The sequence below is a fragment of the Desulfovibrio sp. JY genome (genome assembly GCA_021730285.1).
Lineage (GTDB): Bacteria > Desulfobacterota > Desulfovibrionia > Desulfovibrionales > Desulfovibrionaceae > Solidesulfovibrio.
Genome location: CP082962.1, coordinates 385,349 through 406,184 on the forward strand (window position 1 = coordinate 385,349; position 20,836 = coordinate 406,184).

General features: G+C 64.2%; 20 protein-coding genes. 9 read left to right on the plus strand and 11 right to left on the minus strand.

What is annotated here, in order from left to right:
- Window positions 1-218: 218 nt before the first annotated feature.
- The 6 genes from K9F62_01710 to K9F62_01735 all read right to left on the minus strand — a co-directional run bounded on the left by K9F62_01710 (window position 219) and on the right by K9F62_01735 (window position 6,063).
- Window positions 219-836 (minus strand): hypothetical protein, encoded by a 618-nt coding sequence (locus K9F62_01710; GenBank protein ID UJX41442.1) that lies wholly within the window; start codon window positions 834-836, stop codon window positions 219-221.
- A gap of 458 nt (window positions 837-1,294) precedes the next feature.
- Window positions 1,295-2,023, minus strand: coding sequence for an ABC transporter ATP-binding protein (locus K9F62_01715; GenBank protein UJX41443.1), 729 nt, complete (start codon window positions 2,021-2,023; stop codon window positions 1,295-1,297).
- Window positions 2,023-2,790: an ABC transporter ATP-binding protein gene (locus tag K9F62_01720; GenBank protein UJX41444.1), complete on the minus strand. Its 768-nt coding sequence runs from the start codon at window positions 2,788-2,790 to the stop codon at window positions 2,023-2,025. Before K9F62_01720 ends, K9F62_01715 begins: the two co-directional genes overlap by 1 nt.
- Window positions 2,791-2,793: 3 nt before the next feature.
- Window positions 2,794-3,810, minus strand: a complete 1,017-nt coding sequence (locus K9F62_01725; GenBank protein UJX41445.1) for a branched-chain amino acid ABC transporter permease — start codon at window positions 3,808-3,810, stop codon at window positions 2,794-2,796.
- 21 nt (window positions 3,811-3,831) lie between these two features.
- Entirely contained in the window at window positions 3,832-4,755 is a 924-nt protein-coding gene (locus K9F62_01730; protein ID UJX41446.1) for a branched-chain amino acid ABC transporter permease, read from the minus strand.
- Between the two features lie 141 nt (window positions 4,756-4,896).
- Entirely contained in the window at window positions 4,897-6,063 is a 1,167-nt protein-coding gene (locus K9F62_01735) for an ABC transporter substrate-binding protein (GenBank protein UJX41447.1), read from the minus strand.
- Window positions 6,064-6,542: 479 nt separating this feature from the next.
- On the opposite strand from K9F62_01735, the gene purU reads away from it, so the two are divergent.
- Window positions 6,543-7,400 (plus strand): formyltetrahydrofolate deformylase, encoded by an 858-nt coding sequence (gene purU, locus K9F62_01740; GenBank protein ID UJX41448.1) that lies wholly within the window; start codon window positions 6,543-6,545, stop codon window positions 7,398-7,400.
- 21 nt (window positions 7,401-7,421) lie between these two features.
- Here the strand turns inward: purU and K9F62_01745 are convergent, their stop codons facing one another.
- On the minus strand, window positions 7,422-8,198 hold the full coding sequence (locus K9F62_01745) for a tetratricopeptide repeat protein (protein UJX41449.1): 777 nt from the start codon (window positions 8,196-8,198) through the stop codon (window positions 7,422-7,424).
- 500 nt (window positions 8,199-8,698) lie between these two features.
- Here K9F62_01745 and K9F62_01750 point away from each other — a divergent pair, with 500 nt between their 5' ends.
- From K9F62_01750 to K9F62_01770, 5 genes are all read left to right on the plus strand, one after another.
- Window positions 8,699-8,977 (plus strand): RNA-binding protein, encoded by a 279-nt coding sequence (locus K9F62_01750; GenBank protein ID UJX41450.1) that lies wholly within the window; start codon window positions 8,699-8,701, stop codon window positions 8,975-8,977.
- A gap of 124 nt (window positions 8,978-9,101) precedes the next feature.
- Window positions 9,102-10,481, plus strand: a complete 1,380-nt coding sequence (locus K9F62_01755) for an NAD(P)-binding protein (GenBank protein UJX41451.1) — start codon at window positions 9,102-9,104, stop codon at window positions 10,479-10,481.
- 246 nt (window positions 10,482-10,727) lie between these two features.
- Window positions 10,728-11,804 (plus strand): Xaa-Pro peptidase family protein, encoded by a 1,077-nt coding sequence (locus tag K9F62_01760; GenBank protein ID UJX41452.1) that lies wholly within the window; start codon window positions 10,728-10,730, stop codon window positions 11,802-11,804.
- The gene (locus K9F62_01765) at window positions 11,801-12,106 is read left to right on the plus strand and encodes a DUF4911 domain-containing protein (GenBank protein UJX41453.1); all 306 of its coding nucleotides are present in this window, start codon (window positions 11,801-11,803) and stop codon (window positions 12,104-12,106) included. The genes K9F62_01760 and K9F62_01765 overlap by 4 nt, the downstream gene beginning before the upstream one ends.
- Before the next feature lie 61 nt (window positions 12,107-12,167).
- Entirely contained in the window at window positions 12,168-12,908 is a 741-nt protein-coding gene (locus K9F62_01770) for a response regulator (protein ID UJX41454.1), read from the plus strand.
- A 164-nt stretch (window positions 12,909-13,072) separates the two neighbouring features.
- On the opposite strand, the gene K9F62_01775 is transcribed toward K9F62_01770, so the two are convergent.
- From K9F62_01775 to K9F62_01785, 3 genes are all read right to left on the minus strand, one after another.
- Window positions 13,073-13,438, minus strand: a complete 366-nt coding sequence (locus K9F62_01775; protein UJX41455.1) for a response regulator — start codon at window positions 13,436-13,438, stop codon at window positions 13,073-13,075.
- A gap of 123 nt (window positions 13,439-13,561) precedes the next feature.
- Entirely contained in the window at window positions 13,562-14,203 is a 642-nt protein-coding gene (locus K9F62_01780; protein ID UJX41456.1) for a hypothetical protein, read from the minus strand.
- Between the two features lie 101 nt (window positions 14,204-14,304).
- Entirely contained in the window at window positions 14,305-15,402 is a 1,098-nt protein-coding gene (locus K9F62_01785; GenBank protein ID UJX41457.1) for an SPASM domain-containing protein, read from the minus strand.
- Between the two features lie 255 nt (window positions 15,403-15,657).
- Between K9F62_01785 and K9F62_01790 the strand changes: the two genes are divergently transcribed.
- The gene (locus tag K9F62_01790; GenBank protein UJX41458.1) at window positions 15,658-17,106 is read left to right on the plus strand and encodes an anion permease; all 1,449 of its coding nucleotides are present in this window, start codon (window positions 15,658-15,660) and stop codon (window positions 17,104-17,106) included.
- 181 nt (window positions 17,107-17,287) lie between these two features.
- On the opposite strand, the gene K9F62_01795 is transcribed toward K9F62_01790, so the two are convergent.
- Window positions 17,288-18,112 carry a TatD family hydrolase gene (locus K9F62_01795; protein ID UJX41459.1) on the minus strand — a complete coding sequence of 275 codons (825 nt, stop codon included), beginning with the start codon at window positions 18,110-18,112 and terminating at the stop codon, window positions 17,288-17,290.
- Window positions 18,113-18,253: 141 nt separating this feature from the next.
- On the opposite strand from K9F62_01795, the gene K9F62_01800 reads away from it, so the two are divergent.
- Window positions 18,254-19,696 carry a mechanosensitive ion channel gene (locus tag K9F62_01800; protein ID UJX41460.1) on the plus strand — a complete coding sequence of 481 codons (1,443 nt, stop codon included), beginning with the start codon at window positions 18,254-18,256 and terminating at the stop codon, window positions 19,694-19,696.
- The gene (locus tag K9F62_01805; GenBank protein ID UJX41461.1) at window positions 19,693-20,799 is read left to right on the plus strand and encodes a hypothetical protein; all 1,107 of its coding nucleotides are present in this window, start codon (window positions 19,693-19,695) and stop codon (window positions 20,797-20,799) included. Before K9F62_01800 ends, K9F62_01805 begins: the two co-directional genes overlap by 4 nt.
- Window positions 20,800-20,836 lie beyond the last annotated feature (37 nt).

Sequence of the window (20,836 nt, forward strand, 5' to 3'; positions counted from 1 at the left end):
CGGAATTTTTTGCCGGGTGCATCGCTCCCCGACAGGGAATGGCAAAAGCCGTGCCTGAAAAAGGAAAGGGCTTCCGACGCCGGCGGCGTCAAACGGTTACAAGCAAAGTGCGAGCCAGGGCTTGTTTCGAAGATTTCGGGAAGGAACCCGCGCGAAAGGGGAAAGACCTTGCGGCAAGCAGGGTCCTTCCCCGGTGCTTCTCTTGGCGCCTCAGCTCCCTAGAGGCTGTCGATTTCGATCTCGTATTCGAGTCCGTAGCCACGCTCCAGGCACAGGTTCTTTTCGCTGGAAAAGTCCTTGGGCGTATACTCGTTGGAGCCAGGCGCTTCAGGCAACAACCCCATGCGCTGATAGCCCTCGGCGACAAGCTCGCTGCAGAAAAGGGAACTCAGGTCTTCCTTGTTTTCCCCGAAAAACCCCTCGTACAGGGATTTGATCAATTCGATGAGGTGCTTTTCGTAGGGCCGGCCGCTCACCTCGTGCCGGAAGGCATTGAGGGCCGTCACCATGGCGTCGTCGAGGGGGTTCGTCAAAGGACGCACGACAATCTCGTACCCATTGGCAAAGCAGCGTTCCAGGCGCTCGGAGAGTTCCACACGCTGCACGCCCTTGGTGAGCTTGCCCGTATCGGCATCTTTGACATCGCACAGCGTGGTCGATTCCCAACAAAAGATCGAACCCTGCGGATCAAGCGGGCTGTAAAACCGGTAGACCATACCGACATGAGACCACTTGCTCTTGGAAAAAAACTTGATCCCTTCGGAAATTCTGCTTTTACCCGAAAAAAGTAAAATATCGCCCGTTTTCAACCGATCCCGGATGTCCCTGTACTGCATGCTGTCCTCCTTTTGCTCTATCGACGCTCCTTTTTCCAAAAGTCCGACACGGGTCGCCACACACAAGGGGGCCGCATAGCCATCGGCGGGGACGCATCGCCTTTCGATCCAGGCGACCGCATCACACCGACCTGCCCCCACCGCTTATTTGCAATTAAATATTTTAGGGCGACATCTGCGTCAAACTGTTTTTAACTATTTACGAAACGTACTCATGAATTGCGAAAAAGCCCGGCCCGACAACTGTCGGACCGGGCTTTTTCGGGGCCAGTTTCCTAAAATACGTTGGGAAAAACCGGCTGGCGGGCCTGTCTCTCCGAAACCTCTTTTCCCCAAGGGCAGTCGCCTGCCCACAAAAGGAAAACGTTCGGGAAAGGGCGCGCGCCAAATAAGCGACCCCTTTGCAAAGGGGTTTCCCCGGTCGCGCCGTCTTTTCCTTTTCCCGCGTGCCCCCTTGGCTAACCGCCGAGGTAGGCCTTTTTGACCTCGGGGTCGCGCCGCAGTTCCTCGGCCGTGCCCGACGTCTTGATCTCGCCGGTGTCCAGCACGTAGCCGCGGTGGGCGAAGGACAGCGCCACCTTGGCGTTTTGCTCGATGAGCAGGATGGTGAGTCCCTGCTCGTTGAGTTTTTTGAGCGTGCGGAACATCTCGTACATGAGAAGCGGCGCCAGCCCCATGCTGGGCTCGTCGAGCAAAATGAAGTCGCAGCCCGTCATGATGGCCCGCCCCACGGCCAGCATCTGCTGCTCGCCGCCGGAGAGCGATTCGCTACGCTGCTTGCGCCGCTCGGACAGGCGCGGGAAAAGCGACAGCACCCGCTCGAGGTCGCGGTCGATGGCGTCCTGGTCGGCCTTGCGGGCATAGGTGGCGAGCACCAGGTTTTCCATCACGGTCAGGTTGCCGAAGATGTGCCGGCCCTCGGGCGAAAGGTCCATGTGGAGCTTTCGGACCACATCGTGCGGCTCCATGCCCAGAATGGACGTACCGGCGTACTTGATGTCCCCTTCCACCACCTTGGGGGCTTCGGGGGGCGGCAGCCGCATGATGGAGAGCAGCGTGGTGGTCTTGCCCGCGCCGTTGGCCCCGATAAGGGTCACGATCTCCCCCTTGTTCACATGGAAGGAGATGCCGTGCAGGGCCTCGATGTTCCCATACTTGACCCGGAGGTTTTCAACGGAGAGCAGCATCAGATTGTATCGTCTCCCAGGTAGGCTTTGATGACTTCGGGGTTGTTCTGGATGTCGGTCGGCGTGCCTTCGGCGATGGTGGCGCCGAAGTCGATGACCTTGATCCACGAACACAAGCTCATGACCACGTCCATCTGGTGTTCGATCATCCAGATGGTCAGGCCGAAGTCCTTGTGGATGTCCGTGATGAGCTTGATGAGCCCTTCCACGTCGGCGGAGTTGAGCCCGGCGGCCGGTTCGTCGAGCATCAAAAGAGACGGCCGGATGGAAAGCGCCCGGGCGATCTCCACCAGGCGCTGCACGCCGTAGGGCAGGTTTTTGGGATACTCCCCCACCACATCGCGCAGCCCCAGGCGGGTGAGGATATCCATGGCGTGATCCTCGATCTCGCGTTCGCGCTTCATGTAGCGCGGCGTGCGCAAAAAACAGTCCAGAAGCCCGTAGCCCAGCGCGTGGTATTGGGCGATGCGGATGTTGTCGAGCACCGTCATGTCGAACCACAGCCGGATGTTCTGGAAGGTGCGGGCGATGCCCCTGCTCGTCACCTCATGGGGTTTTTTGCCCTTGATGGATTCGCCCTTGAAGAGGATCTCGCCGCGCGTGGGTTTGTAAAAGCCGCTGACGAGGTTGAACACCGTGGTCTTGCCGGCCCCGTTGGGACCGATAAGCGCCGCCAGCTGCCCTTCCTCCAGGGACACGGAAAACTCCGACACGGCGCACAGCCCGCCGAAGTACTGGGTCATATCCTGTACGTCCAAAAGCGCCACGGCCTACCCCTTGAACTTGTAGAATTTGCGAAGCCCCGGAAACACGTCCGCCAGTTCCCGCCGGCCCATGATGCCCTCGGGCCGAAACTGCATGAGCAGCACGAGCACAAGCGGGATGACCACCCATTTGATGATCTGCAAGGGGCGAAGCGCCTCCATGAGCAGCGTGACGAGGATGGCCGAGAGCACGGAGCCCGTCAGCGAACCCATGCCGCCGAGATAGACCATGACCATGATTTCCGTGGACTTGAGGATGGTGAACGACCCCGGGTTCACGTAGCCGAGGATGTGGGCGAACAGGCCGCCCGCGACCCCGGCCAGGCCGCACGACACCATGAAGGCCACGAGCTTGATGTGGTTGGTGTCCACGCTCATGATCTCGGCCGCGATCTCGTCCTGGCTGATGGCGTCCACGCCCTTGCCGAAGGTGGAATAGATGAAGCGGCGGATGAGCCAGACCGAAAAGACCGTGCCGACGAACACCCAGACCATCATCCAGGGCAGGTTGGCCGTATTCTCCATGGCGTTCATGACCGAACCCATGCCCATGAAGCCTCTGGCCCCGCCGATGATGTTGATGTTCTCGATGGTGGACTTGACGATGTAGGCGGCGGCGATGGTGATGATGGCCAGGTAGTCGCCCCGGGTCTTGAACGAGGGGATGGCCACGAGCAGCCCGACGACCGAGGCGGCCAGCCCGCCGACGAGCAGGATCACCGGAAAAAACCACACAGCCAGCGACGGCGGCAGAAGCGGCTGCCCGAAAGCGGCCGACTTGGCGAAAAGCGCCACGGACAGCACCGAGGACACGTAGGCCCCGACGGCCATGAACCCGGCATGGCCGCAGGAAAACTCGCCCATGTTGCCGTTTATGATGTTGAGGCTCGAGGAAAGGATGATGTTGACGCCCATGAACATGATCACGGACTGCCAATAGATGTTGAGGGCTCCTGTTTGCGAGGCCCAGACCAGCACGGCGAACAGCACGGCCAGCAGGGCGGGAACGGACAGACGTTTCATGCGGAAACTCCCCGACTGGTCCTAGATTTTCGTCGACTTGGCCACGCCGAACAGGCCGGTCGGTCGGATGGACAAAATAAGCAGCAGGATCGAGAAGGCGATGAGGTCACGGAAGGTGGAGGGGAAAAAGGCCACCACCATGATCTCCACGAATCCCAGGAGAAACCCTCCGGCAAAGGCCCCGGCGATGGAGCCGATGCCGCCGACCACGGCCGCGATGAACGCCTTCCAGCCGATCAGCGCCCCCATGTAGGGGTCGAGCACCGGATAGGTCATGGCGAAGAAGATGCCCGCCAGACCGGCGAAGGCCGAGCCCAAAACGAAGGTGAACACGATGACCGTGTCGGCCGGAATGCCCATGAGCGGCACGGCGAAACGGTCGTAGGAAATGGCCCGCATGGCCATGCCGATCTTGGTGCGCGAGACGATGAACTGCAGGAGCAGGAAGCCCAGGATGGCCACGCCGATGACCATGAGCTTCAGGTTGGTCACCGTGACCCCGAAAAAGTGGTAGACGTGGGTCGGGATCAGGGTGGGAAAGCTTTTGCGGCTGGCGCCGAGCAGGGCCAGGTTGCCGTTTTCCAGGATCAGGCCGCACATGAGCGCGGTGATGACCACGTAGAGGCGGTTGACGCCCTTGCGCCGTAGCGGCCGGTAGGCCACCCGCTCGAGGGTCACGCCGACAACGGCGGTCAGGATCATGGTCAGCGGCACGGCCAGGGTCATCACCAGCCAGCCGGGCAGGCCCGGGATAAGGCCGAATTTGCCGAGCAGGAAGGTGCAGACGAAAAAGGCGATGTAGGCCCCGACCATGAAGATGTCGCCATGGGCGAAGTTGATAAGGAGCAGCACGCCGTACACCAGGCAGTAGCCAAGCGCGATCAGGGAATAGAAACTTCCCCACTGCAGGGCGTTAAGGATGTTTTGCAGAAGGCTTTGCAGCAACGGAGACCCCCTTGGCGCGACGTTCGGCCACCCGGCCGGGCGCGAGCCCGTGCCGGCCTGAATGCTTCGACGGTCGCCCGGGACGCCCCGGCGGCGGGGCATCCCGGACAGGCGTTACTACCGGCGGATGCCGGGCGGATGCTACGGGCAGACGGACTTGTAGAAAGCGAACTTGCCGTTGTCGTCGATCTTGACCACCACGGCGCACTTGATGGGATCGTGGGGGCCGGTGGCGGGATAGGACATGTCGCCGGTGATGCCTTCGAACTTCTTGATGCCGGCCATGGCCTTCATGAGGGCCTCGCGGTCCTTGGCCATGTCGCCGGTGATGGCGGGCATGGCCTTGACGCCGTCGAGCATCAGGTTGGCGCCGTCCCAGGTCAGGGCCGCGACGTCGTCGGGGGTCTTGTTGTAGAGCTTGGTGTACTCGTCGATGAATTCCTTGGTCTTACCCTTGGCGCCGGCGGCGGCGTAGTGGGTGACGAAGTAGTAGCCCTTGCAGTCATCGCCGCAAAGGCCCATCAGGTCGCCGGAGCCCCAGGAGTCGCTGCCCATGATGGGCTTTTCGAAGCCGAGCGACTTGGCCTGCTTCACGATCAGCGGCACCTCGTTGTAGTACTGGGGCACGAACAGCACGTCCGCGCCGGACTTGGCGATGTTGGTCAGCTGGGCCGAGAAGTCCACGTCCTTGGTGGTGAAGGTCTCGAAAGCGACCACCGAGCCGGGACCGTGGATCTTTTCGAAGGCGGTCTTGAAGTCCTCGGCCAGTCCCTTGGGATAGTCGGAGGCGATGTCGTAGAGCACGGCGGCCTTCTTGGCCTTGAATTCCTCGGTGGCGAACTTAGCGGCCGTGGGGCCCTGGAAGGTGTCGAGGAAGCAGCCGCGGAAGACGTAGGGTCGATCCTTGGTGGTATTGGGGTTGGTGGACCAGGGGGCCATCATCGGGGCCTTGAGGTCGTTGGAGGCCTCGGCGGCGGGCACGGCCTGCTTGCTGGACTGCGGGCCGACGATGCCGAGGACGTCATCCTGGGTGATGAGCTTGCGCGCGGCGGACAGGGCGGACTCGGCCTTGGACTCGTTGTCCTCGTAGACGAATTCCACCAGGTATTTCTTGCCGCCGACGGTGATCCCGCCGGCATCATTGATCTTCTTTTTGAGCATCTCGGCGGCGTTCTTCGAGGACTCGCCCACATCCGGGATATCACCGGTCATCGGGATGTTGAACCCGAGTTTGATGGTGTCCGCGGCCCGGACCGGAGCGGCCGCCACGAGCACGAGAAAAAGGGCAATGAGCCAGGACCTTTTCATGAACGCCTCCTGTTTGCAGTCAATTTCAACAACTTACACATAAAGTTTCGGTTCCGATCGAAATACAGGAACTTTCGGGCGAAGGGAATCCCCTTCTCGTATCAAACCACATTTTTGTGAAATTTTAAGGGGGTGGAAAAGCCGCTGCGACGCCCCATGCCCCACTGCCCCGTCCCCGGCCAGGCCAGCGCCGCGGACAGCGGGATCGAGCGTTTTGATTTCCTTGGGGATGCCACTGCGCATCGGCCTGCCTCGTCGGGAGCTTTTCACAAAAGTTGGGCATCCCTTCGGTCGTTGCGCCCTCGAAGCAGGGGCGCGCTCGATAGGGATGCCCTTTCGTAAACGAATTTTCGAAAAATGACAATATTGTCCGAAGAATCTTTGGGTAAACCCGGCTGGCCTCAAAAACCGTTCTGGGTTATGGCCTTTCCCCCGGCGATCAGCCGCCGCCAAGAATATTCGGAAAGGATCCCCGCACCATGACCCACAACGCCCGTTTGCGCATCACCTGCCCAGACCGCCCCGGCATCGTTTCGGCCGTCACCACCTTCCTGCACGCCCACGGGGCCAATATTGTCGATCTGGACCAGCATTCGACGGACCCCGAGGGGGGGACGTTCTTCATGCGGCTCGAATTTCACACCCCTTATATGGATATGTCGCGGCCGGCCCTGGAGTCGGCCTTCGGCGAGGTTGTCGGGACGCCGTTTTCCATGGACTGGCGGTTGTCGTATTCCGACGTGCACAAGCGCGCGGTCATTTTGGTTTCGCGCCAGGACCACTGCCTGATGGAGCTGTTGTGGCGGCATGCCCGGGGTGAGCTGCCCTGCGAGGTGGCGATGGTGATCAGCAACCACGAGGACGCGCGCGCAAGCGTGGAGGGCTTCGGGGTGCCGTTTACCTGCGTGCCGGTCGGCGACGGGGGCATGCCAGAGGTCGAGGCGCGCATGGCCGAGATCCTCGGCGACGCGACGGACCTGCTCGTGCTGGCCCGGTACATGCGGGTGCTGTCGGCGGATTTTCTTTCGCCCTACGAAAACCGGGTCATCAACATCCACCATTCGTTCCTGCCGGCCTTTGTCGGGGCCGATCCGTACCGGCAGGCCCACGAGCGGGGGGTCAAGCTGATCGGGGCCACGGCCCATTACGTCACGGCCGAGCTGGACGCCGGGCCGATCATCGAGCAGGACACGGCGCGGGTGACGCACCGGTTTTCGGTGGCCGACCTCAAGGCCACGGGCAGCGAGCTGGAGCGCACGGTGCTGGCCCGGGCGGTCAAATGGCACCTGGAGGACCGGGTCATCGTTTTCGGCAACAAGACGGTGGTGTTTCGGTAAGGCGGCCGGGCGGCGGCGCGATCAACCGGCGTCCGTTGCCGGTGGGGCAGGCGGCGCGGCAGCGGCTTTTTTCTCCGCCGCCGCCTTGAGCTTTTTGGCGATGAGGAAGCCGGGATTAATGGCCAGGCATTTGGCGGCCTCGGCGGCGGCGGCCGCGAAGTCGCCCAGCTCGAAAAGAACCCGCCCCAGGTTGAAATGCAGGTTCTCGTCGGCCTCGGACACGGTCAGCGCCTTGGCATAGTAGGCCTTGGCCATGTCCAGAAGCCCATGCTTGCGCATGCGGATGCCGAATTCATTGAACAGAAACTTGTTCTCCGGCCCGAAGGCCAGCTCGATGGACATGATCTTCTCGAAGATCTCCCCCGCCTCCACCATCTTGCCGGCCGCGAGATACGCGTTGCCCAGGCCGAAAATCGCCCGCAGGTTCTCCGCGTCGTATTCCAGGGCCTTCTGGAAGGACTTCTCGGCCTTGTCCGTGCGCCCGGCCTCGAGCTGCTTGTCCCCCTTTTCCAGCTCGGCGAGCATCGCCTCCATGCGCGGCTTGACCTGATTGTAATAGATCAGCGGCTCGGGCTTGAATTTCTCCAGAAACTCCGGTTCGGAAACCGGCGTCTTCTCGCCGCTCGGTACGCTGTTGGCGTTTAGGGCCTGCACCAGGATGCCGGTCTCGGGCGTCTTCTCGGCGTAATAATAGAGCGCGCGCTCACTGGTCCGGGTGGTCCCGCCAAAGCCGGTCTTGTAGGATTCCCGCAAGGAAACCGCCACGGCGAACCGCGCGGCCGCAAACGCATCAGCCATGCCCACCTCCACGTCGCTGCTGTGAAAGGCCCCCTGTCGGGTCCCTGGCATACACTATTTTTATGCGCCGGGCATTCGTCACCACCCGCCCCAAGTCACTTATAGGAAAGCACATTCGCAAGGCAGAAAGCAAACAGGGTATCATTTCAAGGAGAAACGACAGATACGAACATTTTTTCTTGCTCCCCATTCCGGGTTCCGATATCTTTTGACATCTTCGCTCAAACCCGTGCAGTCGCCTCGCCCGTGGCGGGATACGGCGGCGCGGAAAGTTACGCGAACGACTCGCTTGGGGAGTCAACAGAGAGTGCGCGCCGACTGTTTGCCACTACCTTGCCGTTGTCGAAACCGACGGATGCACTCCAACTATCGGGCCATTCCGGCCGTACGGCCGATGGAATCGTCCTGGGAAGGAGCGTAGCCGGCGGTTTGTTGCCAGACGGACCTCCGTACACGCTTCGCGTTCGCATTGACGTCAACCGTTTGGGAGTCCGTGTCTCATGTCCAAGAACATTTATGTTGGCAACTTGCCCTTCCGTAGCACCGAGGAAAGCGTCCACGATCTCTTCGCTCAATACGGCGAGGTCCAATCCGTCAAACTGATTTCCGACCGCGAAACAGGCAAACCGCGCGGCTTCGGTTTCGTAGAGATGGATGACGACAGCGCCGCGGACGAAGCGATTCGGGCGCTCGACGGGACGGAGTTCGAGGGCCGCAGCCTCAAGGTCAACGAGGCCAAGCCCCGCGCCCCAAGGCCCCCGCGTCGTCCGGCCTGGTAGTCCCCCGGAGTAACCTCTCTTTCCCGGAGTCGTCGGCTGGCAGGCGACTCCGGGTTCCTTTTTTTCATCCCCCTATACTGGCCCCATTCTTGCTACCCCATGCGACACCCCAGAGGAGGCACGCATGCGCGTCAAATATCTGATCATCGGGGCCGGCCCCACAGGACTTGGCGCCGCTTGGCAGCTGCAGCAAAGCGGCGAAAACGATTTTCTCGTCCTCGAACGCCACCCCTACAGCGGCGGCCTGTCCGCCAGCTTCACCGACAATACGGGCTTTACCTGGGACGTGGGCGGCCACGTGGTCTTTTCCCACTACCCGGCCTTCGACAAACTGCTCGACGAACTCTTGGGCGACGACGTGCTCAAGCACCAGCGCGAGTCCTGGATACGCGTGGCCGGCACCTTCGTGCCCTACCCCTTCCAGAACAACATTCGCCGCCTGCCGCCCGAGCTCGCCTGGGAGTGCGTGGAAGGGCTGCTCGCGGCCGGACGGGCCGCCGCCGCCGATGCGCACAAAACACCCCCGGCCCATTTCCGCGAGTGGATCGACCGGGTCTTCGGCCCGGGCATCGCCCGGCTGTTCATGGTCCCCTACAACTTCAAGGTCTGGGCCCATCCGGCCGAGTTCATGTCCCACCGCTGGATCGGCGAACGCGTGTCCGTGGTGGACGCCGACCGGGTGATCAAGAACATCATCCTCGGCCGGGACGACGTGGCCTGGGGGCCCAACAACACGTTTTCCTTCCCGCTGCACGGCGGCACCGGCGAAATCTACCGCCGCCTGGCCGCGCGCTTTTCCGACCGGGTGCGCCTGGGCGACGGCGCTTTCCGGCTCGACGCGACCGCCAAAACCCTGCGCACCACCTCCGGCGACACCGTGGCCTATGAACACCTCCTCTCCACCATGCCCCTCGACCGGCTGGTCGTGGACGTGCTGGAGGGGTCGACCCCGGCCATGACCGCCGCCGCCGGCCGGCTCAAACACAGCGGCTCGGCCATCCACGGCCTGGGCTTTGACGGCGCGCCGCCCGATCCCCGCTGCTGGATGTATTTTCCCGAAGCCGACTGCCCCTTTTACCGGGTCACCAACTTCCACAACTATTCCTACAACAACACCCCGGACCCGGACGGCGCGCGCCCCCGAAAACGGGCGATCATGACCGAAACGAGCTACTCCGAACACAAGCCCGAAAACCTGGACGACCTGCCCGGACGCACCGTGGACGGGCTCGCCGCCACCACGCTTATCGCCCCGGACGACCGCGACCGCCTCGTTTCCACCTGGGAGATGCGCGTGGACTACGCCTATCCCATCCCCTGCCTGGAACGCGACGCCGCCCTGGCCGTCCTCCAGCCGGCCCTCGAGGCCCGGGGCGTGTTCTCCCGGGGACGCTTCGGCGGCTGGAAATACGAGGTCGGCAACATGGACCATTCCTTCATGCAGGGCGCGCAGTGGGCCGACCGGATACTCACCGGGGCACAGGAAACGGTGTATACGCTTTAGGGATACGATGCGGTGCGAGAGGGGAAACCCTTTAAAAAGGGTTCTCCCCTCTCGCGCTCTCCCTTTCCTAAACTTTATATCGATAATACCATATAACCCTTAATGATTTTTGAGAGGAGGGGACGGACAAAAACCTCTGCGCTGGACATGGGTCCGTCCCATCGCGGTGTTGACGTCGCCGTCCGATCTGGGACAGGGTCGGGCACCGGATATGAACCCGGCGCATAGAAGGAGCAACGTTTCACCGTGATTACGACCATCCCCCCCTACGCGGCCCGGCGCGAACGGCTGCGCCAACGCCTGGCGGAAATGGGGCACACCGCCCTGCTCGTCACCCATGCGGCCAACCGCTACTATCTGAGCGGCTTCGAACTGCACGACCCCCAATGCAACGAATCGGCCGGCTGGCTGTGCGTGGCGGCGAACGGCCGCGACACGCTTTTCACCGACGCCCGCTACCGCGACGCGGCCCTGCGCCTTTGGCCGGCCAAGGACCTGTGCATCTACGGCAGCAACCGTTACGCCGCCATCGCCGCCTTTCTGGCCCAGCGCGGCATCACCCACGCCGCCTTCGAGGCCACGAGCATCTCCTTCGACACCCACGCCAAGCTGGCCGAGCACATGGGTCTCGTCCCGGTCACCGGGGCGGTGGAGCCGCTGCGCCTGATCAAGGACGCGGACGAGATCGCCCGGATGCGCCGCTCGGCAGCCGTCAACCACGCCGTCATGCAGCGCCTGCCCGACGTACTGGTGCCCGGCCGCACCGAGGCGCAAGCCGCCTGGGAAATCGAAAAACTCTTCCGGGAATTCGGAGCCAACGAACTGGCCTTTGCCTCCATCGTGGCCGTGAACGCCAACGCGGCGCTGCCCCACGCCATACCGGGCGAAACCGTCATCACCGACGATTGCATGGTGCTGATCGACGTGGGCGGCCGGCGAGACGACTACTGCTCGGACCAGACCCGCACCGTGTGGGTGGGCAAAAATCCCCCCGAGCGTTTCCGGACCATGCTCGACCAGGTCAAGGAGGCCCAGGCCGCCGCTTTGGCCGGGCTGCGGCCGGGACTGCCGTTTCGTGACGCCTATGCCCTGGCCCGGGACGTTTTCGTCAGGGCCGGGGTGGCCGATCGCTTCACCCATTCCCTGGGGCATGGCGTCGGCCTGGAAACCCACGAAGGCCCGAGCCTCAACCCGTCCGCGAGAGGCGTGCTGGAACCGGGCATGGTGGTCACGGTGGAGCCGGGGCTCTACTATCCCGACTGGGGCGGGGCGCGCTGGGAGCATATGGCCCTTATCACCGAGAACGGCTGCGAGACGCTGTGAAACGCCGCCGTCGCCGCCAGCCCCCCTACCGCCCGGCCACGGCCTCGGCCCGCCTGTACGTGCGCCTGGAGGCGCGCCACGTGGCCCTGCTCAAGTTCCTGCTCGAAGCCGAGGACAACCTAGCCCTGCCCACGGTGGTCGACCGCTTCGCCGCCGTGGTGCGCCTCGCCTACGCCCCGCAGGCCGCCGACCGGGTGGAAGGATTCGTGCGCGATCTGACCGTCATGTGTCCGGAGGTCACGGTTTGCCTGCGCCCCGAAGCGCCTTTTCCATTGCCAACCGGGCACGCCTCCTCTAACTAGATTTCCCTGACGGGTTGACCCCCGGCCGGCCCCGGACGCAACTGCAACAGGCGGCGTGCCCATGCCTCCCGTATCCGCGCCACCCCGCATCCTGCTGGTGGACGACAATGCCGACAACCTGATCCTGATGCGGCTTTTCCTCGGCTGCAACTACCACGTCGACGAGGCCGCCAACGGCCGCGAGGCCGTGGACCGGTTCGCCGCCATGGCCTACGACCTCATTTTCATGGACCTGGAAATGCCGGTTCTCGACGGCCACGACGCCACCCGGGCCATCCGGGCCCTGGAACTGCGGCAAAAGCGCCCGCCCACCCCCATTCTGATTCTCACCGCTCATTCCCTGGACGAGCAGCGGGACCGCTGCCGCGCGGCGGGCTGCTCGGACTTTCTGGTCAAGCCCGTACGCAAGGCCGCCATCCTGGCCGTCTTAGAGCGGTTCCTCGGCCGTGACGCCCCCGCGCCCAGCATGCCGGCTCCCGCGCCCCCCCAGGCTGCCGGGCCGTCCCCACGCGCCCTTCTCGTGGACCAGGAACGCCTGCGCCTGTTGCTGCCGCTTTTTTTCGACACCGCAGCCCAAACCCTGGACATGGCGCGCCTGGCCCTGGACCGGGGCGATCTGGAAACCGCCCGCCGGCAAGGGCACAAGCTCAAGGGATCGGCACTGTCCTACGGATTCGAGGAAATCGGACTGGCGGCCAAGGACCTGGAACTGGCCGGCGAGGCGGGCGACGCGCCCCATGCCGCGGCCGCCCTGGACCGGGCTGCGCGGCTGCTCGAAGAAGCCGGGGGGAAACCTTTCTGAAGAAAGGTTTCCCCCCGGCCCCCCTTTTCAAAGACTTTCAATGGTTACGGCGTGTTGGCGCTACGGAACCTGTAACCCGTTAGAAGTTTTTGGGAAGGGAGAGCGCGAGAGGGGAACCTTTTTTTCAAAAAAGGTTCCCCTCTCGCACTGTCTTCTCCTAAAGCTTAGCCGATGAGGGCCGCGACTTTTTCCAGCAGGATCTCGGAAGTGAACGGTTTTTCCAGCACGTCGTCGGCGCCGAAAATGGTGGCATGGCCCAGCAGGTCCATGCCGACCTTGGCCGAACCGCCGGAAATGGCCATGACCTTGCACGTCCGGCAGGTCTCGCGCAGCACCTGCAGGACCTCCAGCCCGTCCATCTCCGGCATGAAGATGTCGAGCACCACGAGGTCGGCCGGCTGCCCGGCCAGGGACTGCATGGCCAGCTTGCCGTCGGCGGCCTCCCGCACCGCGTAACCCGCGCCTTCCAGATACAGCCGGATAAGCGCCCGGATGCTCGGGTCGTCGTCCACGACCAGTACGGTTTTCACGAGCTGCCTCCAGAATGCCGCGTATGGCGCATTGGCTCAAAACTACCTGTTATCGAAGAAAAAATCGCACCAGCACCCCGCCGGGGCGGAGCTGGTCACGCCCGAAGGATTTCGGCGCGGCGCCTAGGCGAAATCATACATATCGAGCAGCTGGCCGTCGCGGCTTATCAGCAGCGGGTCGATCATGTTCTTGCCCCGCGACTCCCCGGTTTCCATGGACAGCATCCGTCCATCGTAGGCCATGCCGGTGATGACCGACTCCTCGCAGTAAAGGTCCGAAAGCCGGTCCACGTGGATGGCCAGCTTCTCCGAATCGAAGGGGCCGTCGACGTCGTCCAGGGTGAAGACCATTTCCCCCTTGTCCACCGCTCCGAGCAGGCACAGCACCTCGTCCTCGGCCAGACGCGCGGTGTAGTCCGCCAGTTTCGGGCGCTCCTCGATCAGGGCCACGCCGACCGAGGTGGCCGGCTCGGCCGCATCGCCCAAGCGCACGTCCAGCCTGAGCCCATGCTCGTAGACCGCGCCGGTGCGATGGTAGAATTTCGGCGCGGCCAGCCAGCCGTGCCAGGGCAAGCCCTGGTCCTCGGCGTATTTCGCCGCCAGCCGTTCGTCGAAATAGAGCACGCCCCGAAAGCAGTTGCCCGCGAAATAAGGGGTGTTGTTCTTGCCCCAGCAGTGCCGGTAGATCCGCTGCACGAAGGCGCGGGGCAGCGAGGTCACGAGGATCTGGTCGATATCGCCGCGGGTGGTGATGACAAGGGCCATAGCGGTGCGCCTCCAAGGTGTTGCGGGTTGCCGGCGACCCTACCTCCGGCGCGGCTTTTGGGCAACCCGACGACGCATTGTCCCGGCGCGCCGCCCCCCTCTCAAGGAAAGGAAAACCAGGGCAGATCGCCCGTAACACCCTGATCGCGCAAGATGATCGCCACCAGCCCGGGATCGGCCACGGTCAAAAGCGGTTTGATGTGCTCCGAGACGTTGGCCAGGCACTGGGTGCAAAAGGGATGCTCCGGGGCAAAGGCGTCAAAGGCGGCCCGGATGCGCGCCATGTCCTGCCCGAGCCAGAAGTCGCGCAGGTCCGTTTCCGGGGTGATCCGCCCGGCCGTGGCCCGGGCCGTGGGGTCGCAACAGCAAAAGGCCGCCTTGCCGTCGGCCTGGATCGAGAGCGTCGTATGGCAGGAGTCGCAATAGCCGCGAGGCCCGGCGGCCGCTTCCAGGGGAACGAAGGCGTCGTAGCTGTTGGGCATGATCTTGGTCGGCTGGACCTGGATGACGGTGTCGCCGTCCGCGAAAAGAACCAGGGGCCTTCGCGCGGCGATGTCCTCCCGCCTGGCGTCCGGCGCGGCCGCGTCCGTCACGCCGAGCAGCGCGGCGAGATCCCGCGTCTTGGCGAAGATTCCATCCACGTCGCCGATGGCCTTGGAGTAGTCCAGCCCGTCCCGGAAAATGCCGTAGTCGGCAATCTGCACGGCGATCGTACCGGGCACGCGATGGCGGATGCGGTGGCGCAAAAAGCCCAGGATCTTCTCCCGGTAGGCGGCAAAGGACAGCCGGCCCCCGCGCAGGGCGAAATCCTCCGGCGTGGCGCTGTAGCTCAAAAGCAGGCGCATGGGCAGGTCGTAGGCGCTTTTCCTGATCGCCAGCCCGTTGGTCGCGCAGGAGAAAAGATGCCCTCCGGCCGCGACATGGGCGATCACGGCCTCCACCTCGGGATGCAAAAACGGCTCGTAGGTCTGGCCGAAGGAAAAGGGCCAGCCGTTGGCCAGGCACTGGTCCACGATATGCCGGGCCAGGGCCGTTTCCATGTTGCGCCGCTCCCGGCGGACGTTTCGCGTCGAGCAGTAGGCGCAGGCCAGATTGCAATGGCCGGTCAGGGCGATGAAGACCGTGGGCCGCGCCAGACACGCCTCCCGCCGGCGTCTGTAGCGCGGATCGTCGATCAACCTTCTTTTGATATGGTCCATGCACCGTTCCTTGGATTCTCCGAACCGCCCCAATGCAGTCCCCGCCCCGGCCGCCGCCGTTATACCGGGAAAATCCCCGGCACCTCAATGCGGAAAACCGACGAGGCACTTCGGGCCGGTTCGCTTCGCAGCCCGCCCGCCCAGGTTTTCGCCGTTTTGCTAACTATATGCCATAATTTGATTGTATCCCCGGGATGGACCCGTTATTATGGGATCAACCTCCCGAATAATCGGATTCGGGTGGCCCCAGCCAACATGAGGAGGCTCCCCGTGAAGTTGCCCCTTAAAGCCCTGCTCCCCGTCGTCGTCGGTCTGGTGCTGGCCGCCCTGCCGGTTCCGGCCGGCCTGGCCCCGTATGCCTGGTACTACTTCGCCATTTTCGCCGCCGTGGTGGTGGGGCTCGTGTTCGAGCCGATTCCGGCGGCGGCCATCGGCGTCATGGGCGTGACCCTGGCCGCGCTGTTTCGGCTGGTGCCGGTTACGGCCCCGACCCCGCCCACGGCGTCGCAAGCCATCAGCTGGGCTCTGTCGGGTTTTTCCAACGGCACGGTCTGGCTGATATTTATCGCCTTCATGTTCGCCCTGGGCTACGAAAAAACCGGGCTCGGCCGGCGCATTTCCCTGACGCTCATCAAGGTGCTCGGCAAAAAGACCCTGGGACTCGGCTACGCCGTGGCCTGCGCCGACGCCGTCCTGGCCCCGTTCATGCCGTCCAACACGGCCCGAAGCGGCGGCACCATCTTTCCCATCATCAAGAACATTCCGCCGCTGTACGGCTCCACCCCGGACAACGATCCGCGCAAGATCGGCTCCTACATCATGTGGGTGGCCCTGGCCACGACCTGCGTGACCAGCTCGCTGTTCCTCACCGGCCTGACCCCAAACCTGCTCGCCGTGTCGGTGATCGAAAAAACGGCCAACATCCGCCTCGATTGGACCACCTGGTTCGTGGCCATCGCGCCGGTGGGCATCATCCTCTTTCTGGCCGTGCCGCTTCTCTCCTACATCATCTATCCGCCGACCCAGAAGGAAAGCGCCGACGCCCCGATCTGGGCCGGCAAGGAACTCGACGCCATGGGCCCGATCAGCCACAAGGAGTTGACCATGGCCGGGCTGGCGCTCTTCGCCCTGCTGTTGTGGATATTCGGCGGCAAGTACGTCAACTCCACCACCACCGCCTTCATCGCCCTGTGCCTGATGCTCCTTTTCAAGGTCATCACCTGGGACGACCTGCTCGCCAACAAGCAGGCCTGGAACGTGCTCATGTGGTTCGGCACCCTGGTGGCGCTGGCCGGGGGGCTCGCCAAGACGGGCTTTCTCACCTGGTTCGCCCAGGGCGTGGCCGCGCACCTGGCCGGCTACTCCCTGACAACGGTCATGGTGGCGCTGGTGGTGGTCTTTTTCGCCATCCACTACATCTTCGCCAGCGTCACGGCCCACGTCACGGCACTCATGGCAGTGTTCCTCACGGCCGCGGCGGCGGTACCGGGGATGAACATGAAGGTCATGGCGCTGATGCTCGGCACGAGCCTCGGCATCATGGGCATCCTGACCCCGTTCGCCACCGGCCCCTCGCCCATCTACTACGGCAGCGGCTACATTCCGGCCAAGGACTTCTGGCGGCTGGGATTCATCTTCGGCCTGATCTTCCTGGGCGTGTTCCTGGCCGTCGGCATCCCCTGGATGCTGACCATGGGGGGATAAGAGCCGGGGGGAAACTTTTCTGTAGAAAAGTTCCCCCCGGACCCCCTTTCCAAAGACTTTTAGCGACTACAGAGTATTGCCATTATCCACCAGTAACCGTTGAAAGTTTTTGGGAGGGGAGAGCGCGAGAGGGGGACCCTTTTTTCAAAAAGGGTCCCCCTCTCGCATCTTCTCCCCCTTCCTATATCCCAAAAAACTTACGCGCGTTGTCGCCGGTCGTGAGCCAGACCTCGGCCGGGTCGCGTTCCATGAGCGCGGCCACGCGCTGGGCGGTGAAGGCGATCAGGGCCGGCTCGTTGCGCTTGCCGCGCCAGGGCTCGGGCGCGAGGTACGGCGTGTCGGTCTCCAGGAGGATGCGGGACAGATCCATGGCCGCCACCGCTTCGGCCAGATCGGTATTTTTGGCATAGGTCACCGGGCCCGGGATCGAGGCCAGCCAGCCCCGGGAAAAGACCTCCCCGGCCAGCCAGGCCCCGCCGCCGAAGCAGTGCCACACCAGCGGCCGGTCCCGAAACCCCATGTCGTCGAGGATGGCCAGGGTGTCCGCTTCGGCATTACGGCTGTGGATGACCACCGGCACGTCGAGTCCCCTGGCCAGTTCCAACTGCTCCCGAAACACGCGCTGTTGCGTCTCGGCCGTGGACGCGTCCCAGTAATAGTCGAGCCCGATCTCGCCCACGGCCCGCAAGCGCGCCTCGTCGCGAAAGGCCGCCGCCATGGCCGGCAGGTCGTCGACCGCCATCGTGGCCGCGTCGCAGGGATGCACGCCCAGGATGTAAAAGACCTCCGGCCGGTCCTTGAAATAGTCCCGGTGGGCCAGATAGGCGGCCGGTCCCAGAAACACGTTGCCCACGGCCGACACTCCGGCCGCCGCCGCCCGGTCGAGGGCAGGCCCGATCTCTTCCGGGGCGAACTCCTCCACGTCCAGATGGGCATGGCTCTCCACCCCGCCCGCCGGCAGTCCGAGGGTCGCCGGATCCTGCCGCTCACGTTTTTTTCTCGACACCGTATACACTTCCTTGTCGTTTGCGCGCCGCGTTGACGCCGGAGCACAGGCCACGTAGGACATGCCAACGCCAAAAAGGAGCCGTCCACTTTGCCCGCGCCTGCCGTTTCCCTGCCTGCAGCATTGCCCGAGCTTGGTCGCATGACCATCGGCGTCGGCTGGCGACTGGGCGCGGCCGTGGCCGTTTTTCTGGCCATAACAGCCCTTCTGCGGCTGCTGTGGCGCCGGGGCGTCATTAGCCGTCCGCTGGGGGGCCTCGTCAAGTGGCTCTGCGGCCTGGCGATCCTGTGGGGCCTGTCCTGGCTGTTGCCGGCCAACGCCGCCGCCTCCGGGGAAACCGCCATGACCATGGCCGCGCTGGTCATGATCTGGCTGGCCGCCTGCCATGGCGTGGACTTCGTTTACACCCACCTCGTGCCCTCCCGGGGGACCGGCCGGCCCGGCCGCCATATCCTTCAGGACCTGCTCAAATTCTGCATCCTGGCCGTGCTCGTGGGCTGGGGACTGCGGCAACTGCTCGATATCCAGCTCGGGTCCCTGCTCACCTCCTCGGCCATCCTCACCGCCGTCATCGGCCTGTCCATGCAGGACACCATCGGCAGCCTGTTTTCCGGCCTGCTGCTCCAGGTGGAAAAACCCTTTGTCGAGGGAGACTGGATCAAGCTCGGCGATGTGGAAGGCCGGGTCACGGAAGTCACCTGGCGCTATACCAAGGTGATGACCCTCGCCGCTTCCGAAGTGTTTTTGCCCAACAATGCCGTGGCCAAGGAACGCCTCGTCAACTACAGCCGCCCGGACGGCACCTTGTGCCAGATCGTCTATGTGCCGGCCCCCCCGGACGCGCCGCCGGTCAAGGTCAAATCGGCCATCCAGACGGCCCTGACCCGGGCCGAAGGAGTCCTGAAAAATCCTCCGCCCCGGGCCCGGCTGCACGAGATCCAGGCCGACCGGGTCGTGTATGCCGCCGTGTATTACATCCGCGGCTTCCATACGCGCCTCAACACCGCCGATGCCGTGCTTTCCACCGTCTGGTACCAGTTTGTCGAGCGCGGCATCGAAATACCGCCCCCGGCCCGGCGCGTCATCATGGACGCCCCCGACCCCGATCGCGGCCACCCCGAGGGACTGGCCGCCTTAAGCGAGGTCGAGCTGCTTTCCGGCCTCACCGACGCGGAAATGGAGATGCTGGCCCGGGTGTCCGTGATCCGCCAGTTTTCCCCGGACCAGACCATCGTGGCCAAGGGCGAACAGGGCACGACCATGTGCTTTATCCTGTCCGGGCTTGTGGCCGTGGTCATCGACGGCAAGGAAGTGGCCCGGCTGGCGGCGGGCCAGATTTTCGGCGAGATGGCCCTTTTGACCGGCGAACCACGCCAGGCCGACGTGCGCGCCGTGGAGCCCACGCGGGGCCTGGAGGTGGACCGGGAGGGATTTCGCATGGTCCTGGCCCGCCATCCCGAAATCATCGACCGCGTACGGGCGATTTTTACCGCCCGCGCCGCCGCCAACCGCTCCGCCCAAGCCCCCGGGGCACCGGACGAAGCGACAACCCTGTTCGCCCGCTTTTGCAAGCTCTTTTTATGACTAGCCAAACGCTTCATACCGGACGGCCCCTGCCCGCCGCCCTGGCCCTGGGATTCGCAGGAGCCGGCGCGACCTGCCTGCTTTTGCGCGAACTGCTGCTGGCCTACTGCGGCAACGAAGCCGCCATGGGCGCCGCCCTGGCCCTGCTCCCCCTGGCTATCGCCGCCGGCGCGACCCTGCCCCGCCGGCTCTGGCCCGAAAGCGATCCGGCCAACCTCCTCGGGCCGGCGCTCGGCTTTTTTGCCATCAGCCTGCCCGTTTCCCTGCTGCTGCCGCGTCTGGCCCGGCCGGGCATGATCGTCGGCGACGCGGCCGCCCTCTCGCCCCTGGCCGTGGCGGGGTCCGCCCTTGGCGCCTTCATCCCCCTGGGGCTGTGCCTGGGACTCGTCTGGACGCTGACCGGAGCCGTCGGTTGTCGCCAGGAAGGAAAAAAGGGAGCCCGCCTGCCCGCCGCACTGGCCAGCGCGGCCGCCCTCGGCGCGCTTTTCGTCCAGTTTGTCGCCATCCCGAAGCTCACGCCGCTCAACGCCAGCCTGGATATGGGACTTGCCTGCTGCGTGGCCGGCATCCTCTGCGCCGCCGGATCGCCGGGCGGCCGCGCTCCCGAAACCTGGCTGTCGGTCATGGCCCTTGGCTTCGTGCTGCTGCTGCCTATGTCGGGACTTATCGAGCTGCGCCTTGCCGCCTGGCAGTGGCGATGCCCCGTGACGGCGGTCCCCGCCGTACCGGCGGCCATCGGCACGGTCCTCGGCGGCGGCGCCAGGGCGCTGTCCACGGCGCTCACCTATCTGGCCCTGTGCATCGCCGTGCTCGCGGCCCTGGCCGGCCGCGCCAGCCTGCCGGGACTGCGGGGGGACGAGTCCCGAAACCTGGCCGCCGGCATGGCCGAAGCGGGCGTGTTCCTGGGGCTGCTGTTGGCCTATCAGGGAATGACGGGAAACCTCTTTCCCCATCTGCCGGCCCTGGCCGCGGCCTGGCTGGGCGGGGACGCCCTGGCCCTCTATCCAGGGCGAGAGGCCGGACGCAGCCTCGTTCCCAGTACGCCCGCCCTGTGCGGCGCGGCCCTGGGGCTGGCGCTCCTTTCCGCCCTGCTCATTTTGTAGTGCCGTAAAAAACGCCGCCGCCCCTTGTTGCCCGCCG

What these genes read in the sequence shown, in the direction of transcription:
- K9F62_01710 (UJX41442.1), bottom strand. Translation starts at nt 836, where the DNA reads ATGCAGTACAGGGACATCCGGGATCGGTTGAAAACGGGCGATATTTTA.
- K9F62_01715 (UJX41443.1), bottom strand. Translation starts at nt 2,023, where the DNA reads ATGCTGCTCTCCGTTGAAAACCTCCGGGTCAAGTATGGGAACATCGAG.
- K9F62_01725 (UJX41445.1), bottom strand. Translation starts at nt 3,810, where the DNA reads ATGAAACGTCTGTCCGTTCCCGCCCTGCTGGCCGTGCTGTTCGCCGTG.
- K9F62_01735 (UJX41447.1), bottom strand. Translation starts at nt 6,063, where the DNA reads ATGAAAAGGTCCTGGCTCATTGCCCTTTTTCTCGTGCTCGTGGCGGCC.
- purU (UJX41448.1), top strand. Translation starts at nt 6,543, where the DNA reads ATGACCCACAACGCCCGTTTGCGCATCACCTGCCCAGACCGCCCCGGC.
- K9F62_01745 (UJX41449.1), bottom strand. Translation starts at nt 8,198, where the DNA reads ATGGCTGATGCGTTTGCGGCCGCGCGGTTCGCCGTGGCGGTTTCCTTG.
- K9F62_01750 (UJX41450.1), top strand. Translation starts at nt 8,699, where the DNA reads ATGTCCAAGAACATTTATGTTGGCAACTTGCCCTTCCGTAGCACCGAG.
- K9F62_01755 (UJX41451.1), top strand. Translation starts at nt 9,102, where the DNA reads ATGCGCGTCAAATATCTGATCATCGGGGCCGGCCCCACAGGACTTGGC.
- K9F62_01770 (UJX41454.1), top strand. Translation starts at nt 12,168, where the DNA reads ATGCCTCCCGTATCCGCGCCACCCCGCATCCTGCTGGTGGACGACAAT.
- K9F62_01780 (UJX41456.1), bottom strand. Translation starts at nt 14,203, where the DNA reads ATGGCCCTTGTCATCACCACCCGCGGCGATATCGACCAGATCCTCGTG.
- K9F62_01785 (UJX41457.1), bottom strand. Translation starts at nt 15,402, where the DNA reads ATGGACCATATCAAAAGAAGGTTGATCGACGATCCGCGCTACAGACGC.
- K9F62_01790 (UJX41458.1), top strand. Translation starts at nt 15,658, where the DNA reads ATGAGGAGGCTCCCCGTGAAGTTGCCCCTTAAAGCCCTGCTCCCCGTC.
- K9F62_01800 (UJX41460.1), top strand. Translation starts at nt 18,254, where the DNA reads ATGACCATCGGCGTCGGCTGGCGACTGGGCGCGGCCGTGGCCGTTTTT.
- K9F62_01805 (UJX41461.1), top strand. Translation starts at nt 19,693, where the DNA reads ATGACTAGCCAAACGCTTCATACCGGACGGCCCCTGCCCGCCGCCCTG.